The following is an 18,329-nucleotide window of genomic DNA, read 5'->3' on the forward strand; positions in this document are numbered from 1 at the left end:
CTAATGATAATTAATAAAAGCATCATCACCCCGGTCATGGGGTTCATTTTTATACTCAATGCTACTGCATTAAAAATTTATACACAACAACTTCCGTATTGGCAAAATCCATCAGTAGTTCAGGTCAATAAATTACCAGCTCGGGCAACTTCGATTTCCTATCCTAATAAAAAACTTGCCATTCAAGCTGATCGCGATCAGTCTCCAAGAAAAAAAATAGTGAACGGAAACTGGAAATTTCAATTCCTAGAAAATCCTTCAAAGGTTCCACAAAAGTTTTATGAATCTTCTTTTTCAGATAGTCAGTGGAAAACTATTCCGGTGCCTTCCAATTGGGAGTTAGAAGGCTACGGAAAGCCTTGGCATAGACTTACACATCAAATATGGGAAAAGAAAGGAGTAAAACAACCTCATATACCCAAAGATTATAATCCTACAGGACTGTATAGAAGAAATATAGAAATACCAAAAGACTGGAAAGACATGCAGATCACCTTACATGTGGGTGCTGCTTCTTCATGTCTTTCGGTTTGGGTGAATGGCCAATTTGTAGGATATAGTGAAGATAATAGGCTACCGGCAGAGTTTGATATTACTCCTTTTCTAAAACCAAAAAATAATTTGATTACTTTTCAGGTATCACAATGGAGTGATGGTAGTTATATTGAAGACCAAGATCATTGGCGCATGAGTGGTATCACCAGAGAAGTTTATCTGGAGGCTGCTCCTAAGATTCAGATTTATGATTTCGCAGTGCGAACTGATTTGGATAAGGATTATAAGGATGCCTTCCTACAAATTCGCCCTGAAATTAAACTTTTTGAAAAAGTTGATACAAAAGGTTGGAAAGTAGAAGCTGAGCTTTTTGATATAGATGCTAATTCGATTTTAGAAAAGCCTCTGGAGATTACGGTAGATCAAATAGTAAACGAATACCATCCCCAAATAGGAAACCGGCCTTTTGAAAACTTGATGCAAGCCAAAATTGTAAGTCCTAAAAAGTGGTCTGCAGAATACCCCAATCTGTATACCCTTGTACTTTCTTTAAAAGATCAAAAAGGCAAGCTTGTAGAAGCTCGAAGCACTAAAATTGGATTTAGGGAAATAGATATTAGTGATGGGCAATTTAAGGTGAATGGAGTGCCGGTTTTGTTATACGGGGTCAATCGACATGATTGGGATGCCAATACCGGAAAGGCAGTTACCAAAGAGGCGATGCATCAAGATGCAAAATTAATGAAACAGTTAAACGTGAATGCATCACGATCCTCTCATTACCCTAACCCTCCTTATTGGTATGAGCTCTGTGATGAGTATGGGATTTATGTAATGGATGAGGCTAATATCGAGAGCCATGGCCATGGGTCCTTATTTAGTAATCTTCCTGAGTGGCATACTGCTTTTTTAGAACGAGGAATCCGGATGGCAGAGCGAAACAAAAACTATCCTAGCATTATTAGTTGGTCATTAGGGAATGAATCAGGTTTTGGCCCTAATCATGCTGCTCTTTCTGCCTGGATCAAAGAATTTGATCCTACAAGACCTATCCATGCAGAAGGAGCACAAAATATTTATGGATACAATTGGCCAAAACCTGAACCCAAGGATCGAATATATACCGACATTATTAGTCGTATGTACAGATTGACGGATGATATGATTGACCTAGCCACCAAACCTGATGACAACAGACCAGTAATCTGGTGTGAATATGCCCATTCTCAAGGAAATTCTACAGGAGACATGGAAACCTACTGGAAAGCCATTCGAAAATATCCACGGTTTGTTGGAGGTTTTGTTTGGGATTGGAGAGACCAATTGATAACCAAGCACAGCAAAGATGGAAAAAGGTTATGGAAGCATGGATTGGATTTTAAACAGGAACAGGCAGATTTAAATCCAGTACAAAAAGGATTAATCTCTGCCGATGGAAAGATCAAATCAGGAGGATGGCAAGCCAAATATGTTTGGCAACGAATAAAAATTCAAAAAGATAGTATCAGTAAAGGAAAATTTAAAGTCCTTAATCGTCATTTTCGTACTAATTTGAATGAATATGATATCAACTGGGAAATTACCGAAGATGGAAAGGTTATTCATACAGGAACAATAGCACCTCTTGATATTCTTCCACAAACGAAAGGTACATTTCAGATATCTCTTCCTGAAATCGAAACAAAACCAGGACTTCGATATCATATTAAAATAGCCTTTGTGCTAAAAAAAGATAAGCCATGGGCTCAAAAAGGTTTTGAAATAGGAACAGAACAATTTTTGTTGTATCATATACCCCAAAAGAATACTGCTGTAAACGGATCGATTCCTCAGTTAAAAGAAACAAATTCTGAAATTAAAGTAACTGTCAAAGATGTTGAGGTTGTTTTTGATAAAAAAAATGGAACACTCATCAAATATGCTTCGAAAGGAGAAAATTTTATCAGTATCCCCCCAAAACCTAACTTTTGGAGAGCTCCAACGGATAATGACTTGGCTTCAGGGATTATGAAACGCCAAAAAATCTGGAAGGATGCCTCGGAAAAACAGGCGCTAATTAGTATTTCTTCCCAGAAAAAAGAGAATACTGTTGGAGTGAAAACAAAACACAAATTAGGAGAAACAGAATCGTTGGTTACTCAAAAATATACAATTTATGCAGATGGTTCGATGCAACTAGATTATCAATTAGAACCATCATCGAATCTTCTCGATATTCCAAGGGTAGGGTGGCAGCTTCAGGTACCTGCTCAATATGATCAATTACAATGGTTTGGTAGAGGTCCTCTGGAAAATTATGCCGATAAGAAAACCGGGGCACTTTTAGGAAGATATTCAGAATCTGTAAAAAATGATTTTACCTATTATGTGCGTCCACAAGAAAGTAGTAATAAAACAGATGTATATTGGGCTAAGCTAACTAATTCTGAAGGTAAGGGACTTCAAATCGAAAGTATTCGACAACCACTAAGCTTCAGTGCCTGGCCGTTTACGCAAGTACAGATCGAAAAAGCTAATCGCATTGAAGAACTCGAATTCGGTAATACGATTACGTTAAATATTGATCACAAGCAAATGGGAGTAGGAGGTGATAATACCTGGAGCATTGATGCGAGACCTCATGAGCCTTTTAGAGTTTCGGCAAAAGAGTACCAATATTCTTTTCGTTTACAAATCATAAAATAGACGCTGTCAGGATAGAACAAGACAGTTTTATATTCTTAATTGTATAAATTGCATTAAGATCTTGTAATTTTAGTACTTCATGAAATGGTATTCCATATTTCTGTTTTTGCTTATAGCATCGTGTAAGGGAGAAAATACTCAGTTAGATATTTCTCAAACAATAGTTGAGGATGACTGGCAAGCTAACTGGATTACTACTCAAAGTCCGTTGCCCAAAAAAAACGCATGGCTTGCTTTCAGAAAATCATTTCAGCATAAAAAAGATACTATTTCAACGGTTCTAAGGTTGGCTGTAGATTCCAAATATTGGTTATGGATTAATGGGGAACTAGTTGTGTTTGAAGGCGGTTTAAAACGAGGTCCAACTGCCAACGACACCTATTACGATAAAGTAGAACTGACTCAAGCCTTGCAGGATGGAGAAAATACGATTTCCATACTGGTGTGGTATTTCGGTAAAGAAGGAATGAGCCACAAATCAAGTGGCAAAGCCGGATTGATTGCAGAACTGTATCAGGGAGAAAGCTTAATACTGCAAACTAATGATTCCTGGAAAGCAATAATACATCCAGCGTACATTCCCGAAAGTGAAAATCCGCAACCTAATTGGCGATTGCCAGAATCCAATATTGTTTTTAATGCGATAAAAGATATACCCAACTGGATACGATCAGATTTTGATGACTCCAAGTGGCCTTCAGCCAATATCATTTGCCAAGGCGAGTGCCCTCCGTGGAATCAATTGGTAAAAAGGCCTATTCCTTTTTGGAAAGATTATGGATTAAAAAGCTATGAGAATGCAATCAGTTTTCCTTTTCTTAGTAAAGGTGATACTATAAAATGTAAACTTACGTACAACACCCAAGTTACACCTTACTTAAAAGTCAAGACCAAAGCTGGTAGAAAAATTACTATGCTCACCGATAATTACAAAGGGGGTTCTGAATATAATATGCGGGCAGAATATATCACAAAAGATGGAGAGCAGCAATACGAATCTCTAGGTTGGATCAACGGGCATGTAATGTATTATATAATTCCGGAAGGAGTTGAAGTCCTTGATTTGAAATATCGTGAAACCGGTTATGATACTGAATTTTCTGGTAGTATTCATGTGGATGATGATTTCTACAATCGAATGTGCAAAAAAGCAGTTCGTACTTTGTATGTAACGATGCGGGATAATTATATGGATACACCCGGCCGTGAGCGTGCCCAATGGTGGGGTGATGTGGTGCTGGAAAGTGGTGAAGCATTTTATGCTTTGGATCGATCGGCTGACGCTTTAATGAAAAAGGGGATGTTAGAATTAATGAACTGGCAACGTAAGGATAGCACGATTTTTTCTCCTATCCCCACAGGAAATTGGGATAAGGAGCTTCCTGGGCAGATGCTTATGAGCGTTGGTTATTATGGTTTTTGGAATTATTATTTGAACACAGGTGATCTTGAAACCATTAAAAAAGTTTACGATCCTGTAAAAAAATATCTTTCGTTATGGAAAATTAAGGAAGATGGTACATTAACAGTACGTAAAGGTGGTTGGACCTGGGGGGATTGGGGAACTAATCGGGATGTCCCTATCTTGATAAATACCCAGTATTATCTAGCTCTAAAAGGATACGCAAATATGGCGGAAGCATTAGAGCAACAGAAAGAGGCCGATAGTGTACGAAAACAAATGGTAAGCTTTAAAAAAGCATTTAATAGAGTATTTTGGAAGGGAGATTACTACCGTTCATATAAATATAAGGGAAAAACTGATGATCGTTCACAAGGATTAGCCGTAGTGGCTGGTTTAGCTGATCCCGATAAATATGACGCAATTTATAAAGTATTACAAACCCAAAAATACGCTAGTCCCTATATGGAAAAATATGTGTTAGAGGCACTATATCAAATGGGGTACCCTGATTATGCTTTAGAACGTATGAAAGAGCGTTTTTCAAAAATGGTGCGCGATACAACATACACCACTTTGTGGGAAGGTTGGGGCATTGGGGCAGAAGGCTTTGGGGGAGGAACCACCAACCATGCCTGGAGTGGTGGTGGATTAACACTATTGTACCAATATGCAGCAGGAATAGCTCCTACGTCACGTGGGTATGAAACCTTTCAGGTAAAACCACAACCTGGATTTTTAAAGCATATCAAAGCTACGGTGCCCAGTATTAAAGGAGATATCAAAGTAGAATTGAAAAATGAAGAAACATATATGCTGGATATCAATGTGCCTGAAAATTCAAAAGCATTAGTCTACATTCCTTCAAAATATAATAAGATAAAGATGAATGGCGAAAAGGTAATTTATACTGAAGAGGAAGGTTATAAACTTTTTGAAGTCTCATCTGGAGCCTATCAAATAGAGGCACGCCAATAATGCGAGCATAGAAATCAACTTTATAATTTGATAGACCATTTATCTATCCATTTCATAGGTTTAATGGTTCCATCTTTATTAAATTCTAAAGGAGCACTCCAATATTGATAGTCGTGTCCTTTAATATTATCAGAGGCAGAACCCCAAAGATCTCCGATCCATATATACTTTTCTCCCTCGGTTGTAGTAAGTTTCATTACATAGGACTGCTGAGCAGGAATTATGGGCTTCCTTGGGATTTTGGGTCCCTTAATAAAAAAACTACTTCTCGAATTGTTAGGGGTTTCTTCATTAAACGTTTCAATTTCATTGATATAAATATTATCGTCACTTTCAATAGGAATAATTTTGAAACGGTCAGATATACTGGTAGAGAATTCAAGCACGATTTCCTCTTTTAAAGCAGATTTTTCAGCTTTTTTGTTTTTAATAGAAATCTTTTTCCAATTGTTATATTCCCATTCAAAAATCTCGAATTCAGGAGTTCTAATATCAGGATGTACTTTGGTTTTATTAACGTCTCCACAATTTTCAGGACGATTTCCGGTAAAAATATGTAGGGACAGTTTGTTAACCTCTAGTTTTTCATCAAAAAGGATTTCAACAGCATCATATTCATCCTTCTTTTTTGAAAGAGTTTCATGTAGTGTACCTCTTTTTATTCCATCATTGAGTATCAAAGAGGGGTTTCCGGGGTGTCTATTGATATTTGTCGTAAGTTGATATCCATCAAGAGGGTTTTCAGAAATGTATACTCGGGCACCTGATCCATAATTACAAAAACAGCAAGTATAATCTGTGAGTAGATAATATTTCCCTTCTTTTTTGAACATGGTTCCGGCTTCCATATGTTCCGCAATAATGCCTCCATTTTTCAAAGTAGAAGACAAATAGTCATCGCTCAATTTTTCTACAGATACTTGATGATTTTGTATAGTGTTATAGCTTATATAACCCGTTCCATCATCATCTACAAAAAGACCAAAATCGCCTAAACCAACATCAGATCGGTACATCTTAACATTATCATTTACAATTTTAAAAGGTCCTTGCGGCGTATCACTGGTTGCCACTCCAAACTGTCCTTCCCAAAGCTTTGGGTACCAATTATACCAGAGTATATATTTTTTGTTTTTTTTATTGTAGATAACATGTGGCCTGTAATAGACTCCTTCAGGGGGTGTATCCAGTAATTTACCTTCATATTTCCAGTTGGTCATGTCTTTAGAACTATAACATCTATAATGATTTTGCGTAGTAAACCCATTAGTGGTTCCATAAGAAGTACCGTACCAATAAAAAGTATCACCAAACTGGATAAGACGTCCATCGTGAGCATCAACAATTTGTCCTTTTTCATCTACTCGAGGTACTGTATTATCAATGTAGATGGTTTGTGAAAAGGAAATAAAGGAGCATAATGAAAATATAACGAGCCTATAATTCATGATATTTAGTATAATTTGATTTTAACCTGTATAAAATTGAAGTTTTTTAGAATCAAAAGTGTCCTGTACCTTGCTGGTTAGTGAAATTGCAGGTAAGTGCATGATGATCATAAACTTTATTATAGATACATTTATTTTTAGAAAACAAATAGAGCGTTATGATAATAAATAGAAACTTTTTGAATACAATCTTTTGGTTCATTTTAGTAGCACTTTTTGTAGGATCCTGCAAATTAGATAAGACTTTCAAAGAAGATGAACAAAAAGGTGCAAACCCTAACATCATTATGATTGTAGCCGATGATTTGGGATGGTATGATCTAAGTAGTTATGGCAATAATTTTATCGAAACACCCAATTTGGATCAACTGGCTAAAGAAGGGATTAAATTTACAGATGCTTATGCTGCTGCACCTCTGTGTAGTCCCTCAAGGGCAAGTCTAATGACAGGATTACATCCAATTAAGGTAAATATTACAGAGCATATACACGGAAATCATCCTCCTGGTCCAAACCAAAAACTAAAAACACCCCCGATCGCTCAACGATTAAATTTAGAATACAAAACTATTGCCGAAGCATTAAAAGCCAAGGATTATAAAACTGCGTTTATAGGTAAATGGCATTTGGGAGGGGGGAAGTTCACTCCGGATCACCGAGGATTTGATATCAATATCGCGGGAGCTTGGAATGGTCTACCTAAAAGTTTCTTTTATCCGTTTTTTAATAAAGGAGAAAAACCTGAGCTTCAGAATTCTTCAAAGGAAGGAGATTATCTTACCGATGTGCTTACGGATAAGGCAATTGAATATATCAACCAGCAGAAAGATTCTACATTCTTTATAAGTCTCAATTATTATTCACCACATGTACCTATAGAAGCGAAACCGGATTTAGTAGAAAAATATAGGAAGAAAAGAGGAGTAGATACTTCAGAAACCACAATGCCCAATATTCACTATGCTGCTATGGTAGAGTCCATCGATCAAAATATTGGCAGAATCCTGGAGAAACTTAAAGAACTCAATTTAGCTGAAAATACATTAGTACTTTTTACTTCTGACAATGGTGGATTATCAGTTCGTGAAGTTCCTGCTTTTGCACAACATACACCGCCTACAGACAATGGAATGCTTCGAGAAGGTAAAGGATATGTATACGAAGGTGGAATCAGAGAACCCCTAATAATCCGTTGGCCAAAAATGATCTTACCTAATCAGATAAATAATACTCCTGTAATAGCACAAGACTTCTATAATACATTTATGAATATTACAGGAATTGAGGAAAGGACTCAGGACGGGCTAAGTTTGCTTCCGTTATTTAAGAACGATTCAATTTCACCAAGAGGTTTGTTATGGCATCTGCCTCATTATAGTCCACAACATGGAAAACCTTCAACGGCTTATCGAGAAGGGGATTGGAAGGTAATTCACTTTTATGAGGATGATCGTTATGAGTTATATCATTTGAAAAAAGATATATCCGAAAGTAATGATTTATCAGAAGTCTCGACAGAAAAACTTGAAGCGCTAAAGGGCAATATGAAGAAAATGCTTTTAGAATTAGAAGCTAAGTTTCCCGAGGCTAATCCAAATTATGTAGAAAACTAATTAATGAAAACCATTCAGTTAACAATTTTTAGTATCCTCTTTTTTCGGTTACTGTTTTCGCAAGAAACATTATATCAATTTGAAAATAATATCCAATATTATGATGGCATAAAGAAAAAGTGGGATAATTATACAAAAGAAAGATGCGTGTTGGATTTATACTATCCAACTCAAATAAAAAATTTTTCTACTATTATTTGGATTCACGGTGGAGGATTAGTGGGAGGAGAAAAATATATTCCACAACGCCTAATGAATCAAGGATTTGCTGTTGTTTCTGTAGAGTATCGTTTGTATCCCAAAGCCAAAAAACCCCAATACATTGAAGATACAGCGGCAGCAGTATCTTGGGTGTTTAAGAATATTCAACGTTATGGAGGAGATCCTGATCAGATTTTCGTCTCGGGGCATTCTGCGGGTGGATATTTGACAAGTATGGTTTCTTTAGATAAAAAATGGCTTGGCGCTTATGACATTGATGCGGATAAAATTGCTGGAGTAATCCCTTTTAGCGGACATACCATAACCCATTTTACAGTGAGAGCTGAAAATAACATACCAAGAAACCAGCCCATTGTAGATGAGTTTGCACCTTTGTATCATGTACGAAAGGAAGCCCCACCGTTTCTTTTAATCACAGGTGATCGAGATCTTGAATTGCCGGGTAGATATGAAGAGAATCTCTATTTTGAAACAATGATGAAGAATACCGGTCATAAAGATATTGACCTATTCGAATTGCAGGGATATGGGCATGATGTGACCGAAGCAGGATATCCATTACTTGCTCAATTTGTAAAGGAGCGAATAAAGAAATCGGTTGAAAGTTCATGGAAACTGGTTTGGTCGGATGAATTCAACGGGAGTTCTCTTGATACCTTAAATTGGAACATAAAAGAAGCGAAACCAGGATGGGTAAATAATGAATTGCAAGAATATGTAAAAGAAGGAACGATTGAGGTTAAAAACGGAAATTTAGTAATTACCGCAAGAAAGGAAGGTGATAAATACATATCAGGAAGGATCAATTCTATGGGAAAACGTGAGTTTCAGTATGGAAAGATAGAATTTAGAGCAAAATTACCAAGTGGTAATGGTACTTGGCCAGCACTTTGGATGCTAGGAAGTAATATAGAAGAAGAAGTTTGGCCGGCTTGTGGAGAGATTGATGTTATGGAACACGTAGGTAAAATGCAAAATATTGTGCATGGAACAGTGCACACAAAAATGGCTAGCGGAAATCACAATTACTCTGGAGGTTTGAAAGTAAATACAGCTTCAACAGATTTTCATCGGTACACAGTTGAATGGGATGAAGAAAAAATTCAGTTCTTCATAGATGACCTGAATTATTATAGTTATGCTCCTGAGCATAAAACATATGAAAATTGGCCGTTTAATCAACCTTTTTTCTTTATTATCAATTTTGCGATAGGAGGTAACTGGCCTGGATTTGATATTGATGATAAAAAGCTTCCACAAACATTAGAAGTCGATTATATTCGAGTCTACCAAAAACAATAATCAATATTTGTTAAGGTGAAAGTATCAAAAACTAAATCTGGCATCAGCTTCATTGATTTCGAAAAAGAAATTAACAACAAACAGTTGGATTATTTGTGCTTTCTATCAAAGAATGGTCTGGAGGCAACTTTTACCTGTTTTTGCCCAGCGATTGGCGTCACTATTTGTTCCTGATAAAAATGGGATTTTTAAGGATATTGTCCTTGGATTTAATACTTTGGAAGAAGAAAATATCTATAGGTATTCAACAGTGTATCGATTTGGTAAAAGAGTAAATGAAAAAGGAAATAAAAAAGTCAATTTGATCTAAAAATAATAATTGTTAGGATTAAAAACAACCTTGTTATTCCTTCAAAGTACCGTAAAGTTCTACATGCTTATTTCCCCACTTACTGATTAATTCGAATATAGGAATCAATGTTTTACCATAGGGCGTTAAAGAATATTCTACTTTGGGCGGAACCTCGGGATAGACTTTTCTAGATACAATACCATCAGATTCCAAGGATCTTAATTCTTTTATCAATACTTTTTCTGAAATGGTAGTAATCTTTTTTTTCAATTCGTTATACCTCATAGTCGAATCCTTCAAGTACCAAATAATAACACCTTTCCATTTACCTCCCACCAAATCCATGGTAAGCTCAACTGGACAGTAATAGTGTTTGTCTTTATATTCGAGCATAATGCTTTTCTCTCCTTTTAACATTTTTTGAAAAATTTAACTATTTGTAACCTCTTAAAAATCAATTATTTTTTCTTTTAAGTACGTAACTTACTTTTTGGTAAGTACTTCTTTATTATGCTGTTATAGTGTATTTTAGATGTTGAAATATAACAATAAAATACATAAGTCATTTGATAGACATATATAAAATATTGTAATCAGCTTCAATGAAACTACATAAAATGTCTACAGATTAACTAATCCCGCAAGTGTGTAGGGCAATGTATCAAGAACTTATAAAGAAAATCAATACTTATGGTAGTAGAATATATAAGATATAAAATTGAAAAAAGCAGGCAGAATAATTTCATAAATGCTTATACAAAAGCTTCAGAACAGCTACATACCTCCGAATTTTGTCTCGGATATGAATTATCACATTGCGAAGAAGATCCCGATAATTTCATTCTTAGAATTGAATGGACATCAACAGACGACCATCTTAATGGATTCAGAAAATCCTCTGATTTCATGAAGTTTTTGAAACATGTAAAACCTTTTTTTAATGATATTCAAGAGATGAATCATTATCAAGTGACTGCAGTTGCATTAAAGAAACAACTGTAATCAAAGAAATAAAAAAAGACCAAATACAAATATATTATACATATGAAATTAGCTTTTATTGGAATTGGTAACGTAGGCTTTTCCTTAGCAAATAACTTACAGAAAAAGGGTCATGACATCATTATCGCTCATAGTGATCCCGAGAGCAATAGCATAGTTAATGCTTTGCAAAAAAATAATCATTTCAAAGTGATGCTTCCGCAACAGGCGGTTGACGCATCAGATATTGTATTTTTGGCGGTTCCTTTTAATGCAAACGAAGAAGCATTACAAACTTTACAATTTACGGGTAAAACCTTGATAGATTGTACAAATCCGGTTGGGTCCGGTATAACTCATGGTTTAGAAAGTAAAATATCCGGAGCAGAAAAAGTACAAGAATGGGCAAAAGATGCCGAGGTAGTTAAGGCCTATACCATATATGGTTTTGAGAACCTTGAGGATTCTAACTTTTCAGATTATAATGTTAAACCAGTCATGCTTATTGCAGGCAATGATTCCAGAAGTAAGGATCGAGTTGCTACTCTTAATACCGACTTAGGTTTTGAAACCTTGGATGTTGGTGATTTATCTCAATCATTGCATCTAGAGCATATGACATTACTTTGGATCAATATAGTTCGTGCAAATGGGCATCACCCTAATTTTACATGGGCGTATTTGGAGAAGTAGTTTTTGACTTTGCTGCGACCTCGGCAAAATTATTTAGTGTATTATCCTACACACTTAACCTTGATAATTTCATCTATCGAGCATATTAATTCCTGATTGTCCATATTTAATAAATAGGGTTTCTTCAATTTAGAATAATTAAGAATTAATCAAACTCCAGCAGAATATAAATTAAATAAATTATCTTTATACTAATAAGATGATTTCAAAGCTAATATCTATATTAATCTCTGGTTTAGTGCTCGCCCAAAGCTTCAACGTTGGTTTAGATGATGTTGTACAATTGGATGAGTTGATGGAACACGCCAAATATCACGCACAAAAATATGGAGATAACTTTTTTGTTTTCATTTCTAAACATTACGGAGAGTTGAAAGAAGATCACCAAAAAGAACATCAAGAGGAAAAAGAAGAGCATGAACAGCTTCCGTTTCAACATCAAGGAGGACATGCAAGTTCTTTTTTAGCTTTGATTGACAATCACCAAAGCCGAGATTATCACAACATAGAAGAACAGAAACGCGCTACCAATACCTTCTTTTATCAGTCTCCCGATTATAATTGTTATTTATCAGGAATATTTCAGCCACCGTGGCAGGCATAATTCATTTCACAAATTTTATCTGTAACATCCTCGTTTATTCGCTGATGTAATCTAATTTATCTTACTATGGATTATGTTATCATATATTATCAATTTTAGTATTAAGAACAAATTTATTGTTCTATTATTTATCGTCTTTATTATAGGGTTTGGGTTGTACTCATTATCACAAATTCCTCTTGGTGCCGTGCCCGATGTAACTAATAACCAGGTACAAGTGATTACTACCTCTCGTAATCTATCAACTCGGGACATGGAGCAATTCATTACCTATCCTGTAGAATTGGAGATGGCAAATTTACCAGGGGTACAAGAGATTCGTTCTGTTTCTAAATTTGGATTATCTGTAGTGACCATTGTTTTTGATGACGATATGGGTACTTTTTTACCCAGACAGTTAATTGCAGAAAAGATCAAATCTGCTTCCGATAAAATTCCCAAAGGATTTGGGGCACCAGAAATGGGACCAATTACCACAGGATTGGGTGAAATTTATCAATACATTCTCGATGTTAAACCTGAGTATAGAGAAAAGTATACTGCAGAAGACTTACGAACGATACAAGACTGGATTGTGAAACGACAGCTATCAGGGATACCTGGTGTAGTCGAAGTAAATACCTGGGGTGGTTTTCTAAAACAATACGAAGTAGCTATTAGTACCGAAAAACTCAACGCAATGAACATCATGGCTCATGATGTTTTTCATGCATTAGAAATGAATAACAGTGTTTCAGGAGGTGGCTATATTGAAAAAGTAGATCAAGCCTTTTTTATAAGAGGCGAGGGGTTGGTGTCATCTTTAGAAGATATCAAAAATATCGTTGTTAAAAACGATAATGGCATCCCTATATATATAAAAGATATCGCTAATGTGGGTTTCGGAAATGCCACCCGGTTTGGTGCGATTACAGGAAATGGTGAAGGTGAAAAAGTTTTGGGTCAGGTAATGATGCTCAAAAATGCAAACTCCAAAAAAGTAATCGAAGCTGTAAAAGAGCGTGTTGCCTCTATCTCAAAATCACTGCCTGAGGGAGTTTATATCAATCCTTTCTTAGACCGAAGTGAACTCATCGCAAAAACTACATTCACAGTAACAGAAAACTTGGTCTTAGGGTGTCTTATCGTTATTTTTGTGGTAGTATTACTTCTGGGCAACTTCCGTTCAGGTTTGGTTGTCGCTTCGGTTATTCCACTATGTTTGTTGTTTGCACTATCTTTAATGTACATCTTTGGAGTTGATGCCAACCTAATGAGTTTGGGCGCTATTGACTTCGGAATTATTATCGACGGTGCTGTGATTATAGTTGAATTTATCGCTTTTCAGATTACGCAGAAGAAAGATCAGATTGAAGCTTTTACGAAAGAGGAAAGGCAAAAGTTAAAGGACAAAATCACGTTTACTGGAGCTTCAAAAATGATGAACTCTGCCATCTTTGGACAGCTTATAATCCTTATCGTATTCATACCCATTTTATCTTTAAGTGGTGTTGAAGGAAAAATGTTTAAACCTATGGCACTAACCTTCAGTTTTGCTCTTATTGGAGCAATGCTTCTTTGTTTTACCTACGTTCCGGTAGTTGCTTCTCTGTACCTTAAACCATCTAAATCTGGAGATAAGAATATTTCAGTAGTATTAATGAAATGGCTCAATAAGATATACGAACCAACCATTAATTGGGCTTTACGAAGAAAGAAGTTGGTCCTGGGAATCGCTGTTGGACTTTTAGCTGTATCTGCCTATGTATATGCTTCTATGGGTGCAGAATTCGTTCCAACATTAGATGAAGGTGATTTCGTAATCCAACCCATTTTAAAAACGGGAACCTCATTGAGTAATACAGTCGAGATCACTACTGAAATCGAAAAAATACTCTTAAAAGAATTTCCGGAAGTTAAACAAGTGGTTACCCGTATAGGCGCTGCTGAAGTTCCCACAGACCCTATGTCTATGGAAGAAAGTGATGTCATTATCATCTTGAAACCTAAGAGTGAGTGGATATCTGCTTCGTCGAAAGATGAACTGGCAGATAAGTTTAAAGAAGCATTAACTGTTATTCCGGGAATGGAAGTTGAGTTTACCCAACCTATAGAGATGCGATTTAATGAGTTGATTACAGGGGTGCGTGCCGATATCGCTATCAAGGTTTTTGGTGAAGATCTGGATATTCTTGCCAAGAAAGGAAACGAAATAGGTAAACTTATCGAAAAGGTTCCCGGCGCAGCAGATATTTCTGTAGAAAAAATAGTTGGACTGCCAGAGATGAATGTACAGTATAACAGAACAAAAGTTGCGCGCTATGGACTCAATATTCAGGAGTTGAATGATATGATCTCTATGGGATTTGCCGGTCGAACGGTAGGTAGTGTTTTTGAAGGAGAAAAACGTTTTGATCTTGTGGTTCGATTGGATAAAGAAAAACGTCAGGATATAGAAAACCTTAAAAATCTATATGTTGATTCACCTGTAGGTGAAAAAATTCCATTAAGTGAACTGGCTGATATCACCTATCAAAAAGGAGCGGCCAAAATATCTCGCGATAATACTAGAAGAAGAATCGTTGTGGGTATTAACGTTCGTAATCGTGACTTACAATCGGTAGTAAACGATGTACAACGTATTATCAATGAAAATGTTAAACTACCAGTAGGTTATTCTATTACTTATGGTGGTCAGTTTGAAAATTTACAAAGTGCCAAGTCAAGATTAATGATAGCAGTACCGATTGCATTAATTATGATATTTATTTTATTGTACTTCGCATTTAAATCAGTGAAAGAAGCATTATTAATTTATTCTGCAATTCCTTTAGCTGCAGTAGGAGGTGTATTATTACTTTGGATTCGTGACATGCCTTTCAGTATTTCTGCAGGGATTGGTTTTATTGCACTTTTCGGAATTGCTGTATTAAACGGTATTGTACTTATAGAACATTTTAAAGAGCTGAAACATCAGGGATTTGAAAGTATGGAAGCTTTAATCAAACAAGGTACTAAAGATAGGCTAAGAGCTGTGATACTCACCGCGTCTGCAGCAGCTTTAGGCTTTTTGCCTATGGCAATTTCTACCAACGCAGGTGCAGAAGTACAAAGACCATTAGCAACGGTAGTTATTGGTGGATTGGTTACGGCTACACTTTTAACATTAGTAGTTTTACCAGTATTGTACATCATTTTTAATAGGCAACATGATTCAAAACGAGTTCGTACTCAAACTAACTCTGGAAAAGTAATAACAATTCTTTTGTTTTTATGTTCGTTCAATGGTTTTGGTCAACAAACAACTGACCTGCAATTAAATGAACTCATTTCTCAAGCTATAGAAAACAATGCTGGTCTTAAGGTAAATGATTTGCAGGTCGAACAATCAGATGTTTTAGTAAATAGTGCTTTTAATTTTGACAAGACACAAATATATTATCATTTTGATGAGAATAATCTGGCCTTGAACGATAGACCTATACGTGTCTTTGGAGTTCAACAAGATTTCCGTTTTCCAACCGTATATTTCTCTCAGAAGAAATTAAATAAACAGCGTTCTAGGGTTGTTTTGAGTTCTTATGAAGTTCAGAAAAAAGAAATACAGAGACAAGTAACTGCCAGTTACTATGAATATAAGATTGCCAGAGGGAAGGAGGTTGTCTACAAGAAGTTAGATAGTTTATATTCAGACTTCGCTAAAATTGCAGCAAGAAGATTTGAGCTAGGAGAAACCAATTATCTGGAGAAAATTACAGCAGCTTCTAAGCAAAAACAGATTCAATTGAAATACGGCCAAGCCAAAAATGAGGTTGCAATGACCTATAGTAATCTAAAGAAAGTAGTCCAAACTCAAGATAGTATCCAGATTAGAGATTCTAATATGGTTAAGCTGCCCTTACAGGCATTGAATGTGAGTGAGAGTCCTGAGATAAAGCGCTATCAAAATAAGATTTCTTTACTGCAATCGGAACGGGGGTTTGAAAAACAGCAGTTACTCCCAGATATAAGTTTGGAGTATTTTCGAGGTACCAACGCTCAACTTAATGAAAACCTTTACGGGTATCAATTAGGATTAAAAATCCCTATTTTATTTGGAGGTCAGTCTTCGCGAATCAAAGCTGCCAGAATTGCCGAAGATATTGCGGTAGCCGAATCTGATGAATACAAAATTCAGTTAAATGCAAAACTCAATAGGCTTACTATACAGTTAGCTCAACTTCAAAAAGCTTTAAACTATTATGAGCAAGAAGGCACAATCCTTTCTGAAGAAATTTTAAAAACAGCAAACGGTAGTTTCAGAAATGGTGAGATCAATTTTTATCAATATATTCAAAGTCTTGAGAGTGCTTATGAGATAAAACTTGATTATCTGGATAAACTCAATGAGTACAATCAAACCATTATTTCCATTAATTACCTAACGCTATAAATACATCGTTATGAAACGTACTATACATATCATATTCATTCTTGGTATTCTGCTCTCACTATGGAATTGTGGGGAGAAGAATAATCAATCAAAAGAGACTGTAACAGAGGTAATTGATGATCGAATTCAGGTTACTGAAGCACAATTCGAGCAAAGTAATATGACGTTAGGAAGTTTGGAAGAAAAACTATTTCCTACAGTCATTAATGTAAACGGAATGATAGACGTCCCACCAGAGAATAGAGCGCTTGTTAGTGCTCAAGTAGGAGGATACATCAAAAAATTACCATTGCTTATAGGTGATAAAGTATACAAGGGACAAGTTTTAATAACGATTGAAAATCCTGAGTTTGTTATCATGCAGCAAGAGTATTTGGAAGTAAAAGAACAACTTGCTTACCTGAAGGCTGAATACGATAGACAGCAGACAATGCAAGCGGAAAATATCACTTCGCAAAAAAGTTTTCTAAAAGCAGAAAGCGCATATAAAATGGCAATTGCAAAACAAACTAGTTTAGCTAAACAATTGAGAATGCTCAATATATCACCCGCTAAAGTTGAGGCAGGTAATTTCAGTTCAGTAACAACTATTTATGCGCCTATATCTGGTAGCATCACAAAGGTCAACGTTACTAAGGGATCTTATGTTTCGCCAGCAACGGCCATATTAGAAATTGTTGATAATAAACATATTCATTTAGAACTTTCTGTTTTTGAGAAAGATATCATGAACGTGAAAAAAGGTCAAAAAATTAGCTTCAAAATTCCTGAAGCTTCTTTAGAAACCTATAAGGCTCAAGTATATCTTGTTGGAACAGCAATTGAAAATAATAGAACGATCAAAGTTCATGCTCATTTGGAGGATGAATCCCATAATAATTTCTTAACGGGTATGTTTGTTGAGGCTTCAATTATTACAGATTCCACTTTAGCCAAAGCATTGCCTAGTGAAGCATTGGTAACAGTAGATGATGTTTCTTCAGTACTGATTTTAGATACAAAAGAAGAAGATATCTATTACTTTAAGCAACAAGAAGTAAATGTACAGGCAACTTATGATGGATATTCTAGAATTGAAAATCCAGATATTTTCGGGTCAAATGTACAGTTTTTGACTAAAGGAGCATTCAATTTAATTGGTGAATGATAGCTCAAAGCATACAAGTTTGCTACCCTGGGAACAATGAATGTCGCTGCAAACAA

Annotated in this window: 12 protein-coding genes; 10 read left to right on the top strand and 2 right to left on the bottom strand. The window is 35.8% G+C overall.

The genetic code is table 11. From position 1 onward, the window contains the following. Positions 1-3 precede the first annotated feature (3 nt). Entirely contained in the window at positions 4-3,180 is a 3,177-nt protein-coding gene (gene lacZ, locus ACFSJT_RS13750; RefSeq protein WP_378320867.1) for a beta-galactosidase, LacZ type, read from the top strand. Between the two features lie 79 nt (positions 3,181-3,259). Continuing rightward, positions 3,260-5,560, top strand: a complete 2,301-nt coding sequence (locus ACFSJT_RS13755) for an alpha-L-rhamnosidase-related protein (RefSeq protein WP_378320868.1) — start codon at positions 3,260-3,262, stop codon at positions 5,558-5,560. 20 nt (positions 5,561-5,580) lie between these two features. Here the strand turns inward: ACFSJT_RS13755 and ACFSJT_RS13760 are convergent, their stop codons facing one another. Next, positions 5,581-7,008 (bottom strand): family 43 glycosylhydrolase, encoded by a 1,428-nt coding sequence (locus tag ACFSJT_RS13760; RefSeq protein WP_378320869.1) that lies wholly within the window; start codon positions 7,006-7,008, stop codon positions 5,581-5,583. 179 nt (positions 7,009-7,187) lie between these two features. On the opposite strand from ACFSJT_RS13760, the gene ACFSJT_RS13765 reads away from it, so the two are divergent. The 3 genes from ACFSJT_RS13765 (at position 7,188) to ACFSJT_RS13775 (ending at position 10,455) form a co-directional block, all read left to right on the top strand. Beyond that, a complete protein-coding gene (locus ACFSJT_RS13765) occupies positions 7,188-8,621 on the top strand; it encodes a sulfatase (protein WP_378320870.1) in 1,434 nt (477 codons plus the stop codon). 3 nt (positions 8,622-8,624) lie between these two features. Then, positions 8,625-10,145, top strand: a complete 1,521-nt coding sequence (locus ACFSJT_RS13770; protein WP_378320871.1) for a family 16 glycosylhydrolase — start codon at positions 8,625-8,627, stop codon at positions 10,143-10,145. Positions 10,146-10,257: 112 nt separating this feature from the next. Continuing rightward, on the top strand, positions 10,258-10,455 hold the full coding sequence (locus ACFSJT_RS13775) for a hypothetical protein (RefSeq protein WP_378320872.1): 198 nt from the start codon (positions 10,258-10,260) through the stop codon (positions 10,453-10,455). A 33-nt stretch (positions 10,456-10,488) separates the two neighbouring features. Here ACFSJT_RS13775 and ACFSJT_RS13780 read toward each other — a convergent pair whose 3' ends face one another. After that, positions 10,489-10,854 (bottom strand): winged helix-turn-helix transcriptional regulator, encoded by a 366-nt coding sequence (locus ACFSJT_RS13780; protein WP_465252810.1) that lies wholly within the window; start codon positions 10,852-10,854, stop codon positions 10,489-10,491. A 273-nt stretch (positions 10,855-11,127) separates the two neighbouring features. Here ACFSJT_RS13780 and ACFSJT_RS13785 point away from each other — a divergent pair, with 273 nt between their 5' ends. The 5 genes from ACFSJT_RS13785 (at position 11,128) to ACFSJT_RS13805 (ending at position 18,273) form a co-directional block, all read left to right on the top strand. Continuing rightward, positions 11,128-11,439, top strand: coding sequence for an antibiotic biosynthesis monooxygenase family protein (locus ACFSJT_RS13785; RefSeq protein ID WP_378320873.1), 312 nt, complete (start codon positions 11,128-11,130; stop codon positions 11,437-11,439). Positions 11,440-11,481: 42 nt separating this feature from the next. Further along, the gene (locus ACFSJT_RS13790) at positions 11,482-12,111 is read left to right on the top strand and encodes an NADPH-dependent F420 reductase (RefSeq protein WP_378320874.1); all 630 of its coding nucleotides are present in this window, start codon (positions 11,482-11,484) and stop codon (positions 12,109-12,111) included. 199 nt (positions 12,112-12,310) lie between these two features. Continuing rightward, the gene (locus ACFSJT_RS13795) at positions 12,311-12,715 is read left to right on the top strand and encodes a hypothetical protein (RefSeq protein WP_378320875.1); all 405 of its coding nucleotides are present in this window, start codon (positions 12,311-12,313) and stop codon (positions 12,713-12,715) included. Positions 12,716-12,788: 73 nt separating this feature from the next. Continuing rightward, positions 12,789-17,126 carry a CusA/CzcA family heavy metal efflux RND transporter gene (locus ACFSJT_RS13800; protein WP_378320876.1) on the top strand — a complete coding sequence of 1,446 codons (4,338 nt, stop codon included), beginning with the start codon at positions 12,789-12,791 and terminating at the stop codon, positions 17,124-17,126. Between the two features lie 10 nt (positions 17,127-17,136). Next, the gene (locus tag ACFSJT_RS13805) at positions 17,137-18,273 is read left to right on the top strand and encodes an efflux RND transporter periplasmic adaptor subunit (protein WP_378320877.1); all 1,137 of its coding nucleotides are present in this window, start codon (positions 17,137-17,139) and stop codon (positions 18,271-18,273) included. Positions 18,274-18,329 lie beyond the last annotated feature (56 nt).

The sequence above is a fragment of the Aquimarina celericrescens genome (assembly GCF_042682765.1).
GTDB classification, from domain to species: domain Bacteria; phylum Bacteroidota; class Bacteroidia; order Flavobacteriales; family Flavobacteriaceae; genus Aquimarina; species Aquimarina celericrescens.

Coding starts and splice junctions, on each gene's coding strand:
- lacZ (WP_378320867.1), top strand. CDS start 4: ATGATAATTAATAAAAGCATCATCACCCCGGTCATGGGGTTCATTTTT.
- ACFSJT_RS13805 (WP_378320877.1), top strand. CDS start 17,137: ATGAAACGTACTATACATATCATATTCATTCTTGGTATTCTGCTCTCA.
- ACFSJT_RS13800 (WP_378320876.1), top strand. CDS start 12,789: ATGTTATCATATATTATCAATTTTAGTATTAAGAACAAATTTATTGTT.
- ACFSJT_RS13785 (WP_378320873.1), top strand. CDS start 11,128: ATGGTAGTAGAATATATAAGATATAAAATTGAAAAAAGCAGGCAGAAT.
- ACFSJT_RS13755 (WP_378320868.1), top strand. CDS start 3,260: ATGAAATGGTATTCCATATTTCTGTTTTTGCTTATAGCATCGTGTAAG.
- ACFSJT_RS13770 (WP_378320871.1), top strand. CDS start 8,625: ATGAAAACCATTCAGTTAACAATTTTTAGTATCCTCTTTTTTCGGTTA.
- ACFSJT_RS13760 (WP_378320869.1), bottom strand. CDS start 7,008: ATGAATTATAGGCTCGTTATATTTTCATTATGCTCCTTTATTTCCTTT.
- ACFSJT_RS13795 (WP_378320875.1), top strand. CDS start 12,311: ATGATTTCAAAGCTAATATCTATATTAATCTCTGGTTTAGTGCTCGCC.
- ACFSJT_RS13780 (WP_465252810.1), bottom strand. CDS start 10,854: ATGTTAAAAGGAGAGAAAAGCATTATGCTCGAATATAAAGACAAACAC.
- ACFSJT_RS13775 (WP_378320872.1), top strand. CDS start 10,258: ATGGTCTGGAGGCAACTTTTACCTGTTTTTGCCCAGCGATTGGCGTCA.
- ACFSJT_RS13790 (WP_378320874.1), top strand. CDS start 11,482: ATGAAATTAGCTTTTATTGGAATTGGTAACGTAGGCTTTTCCTTAGCA.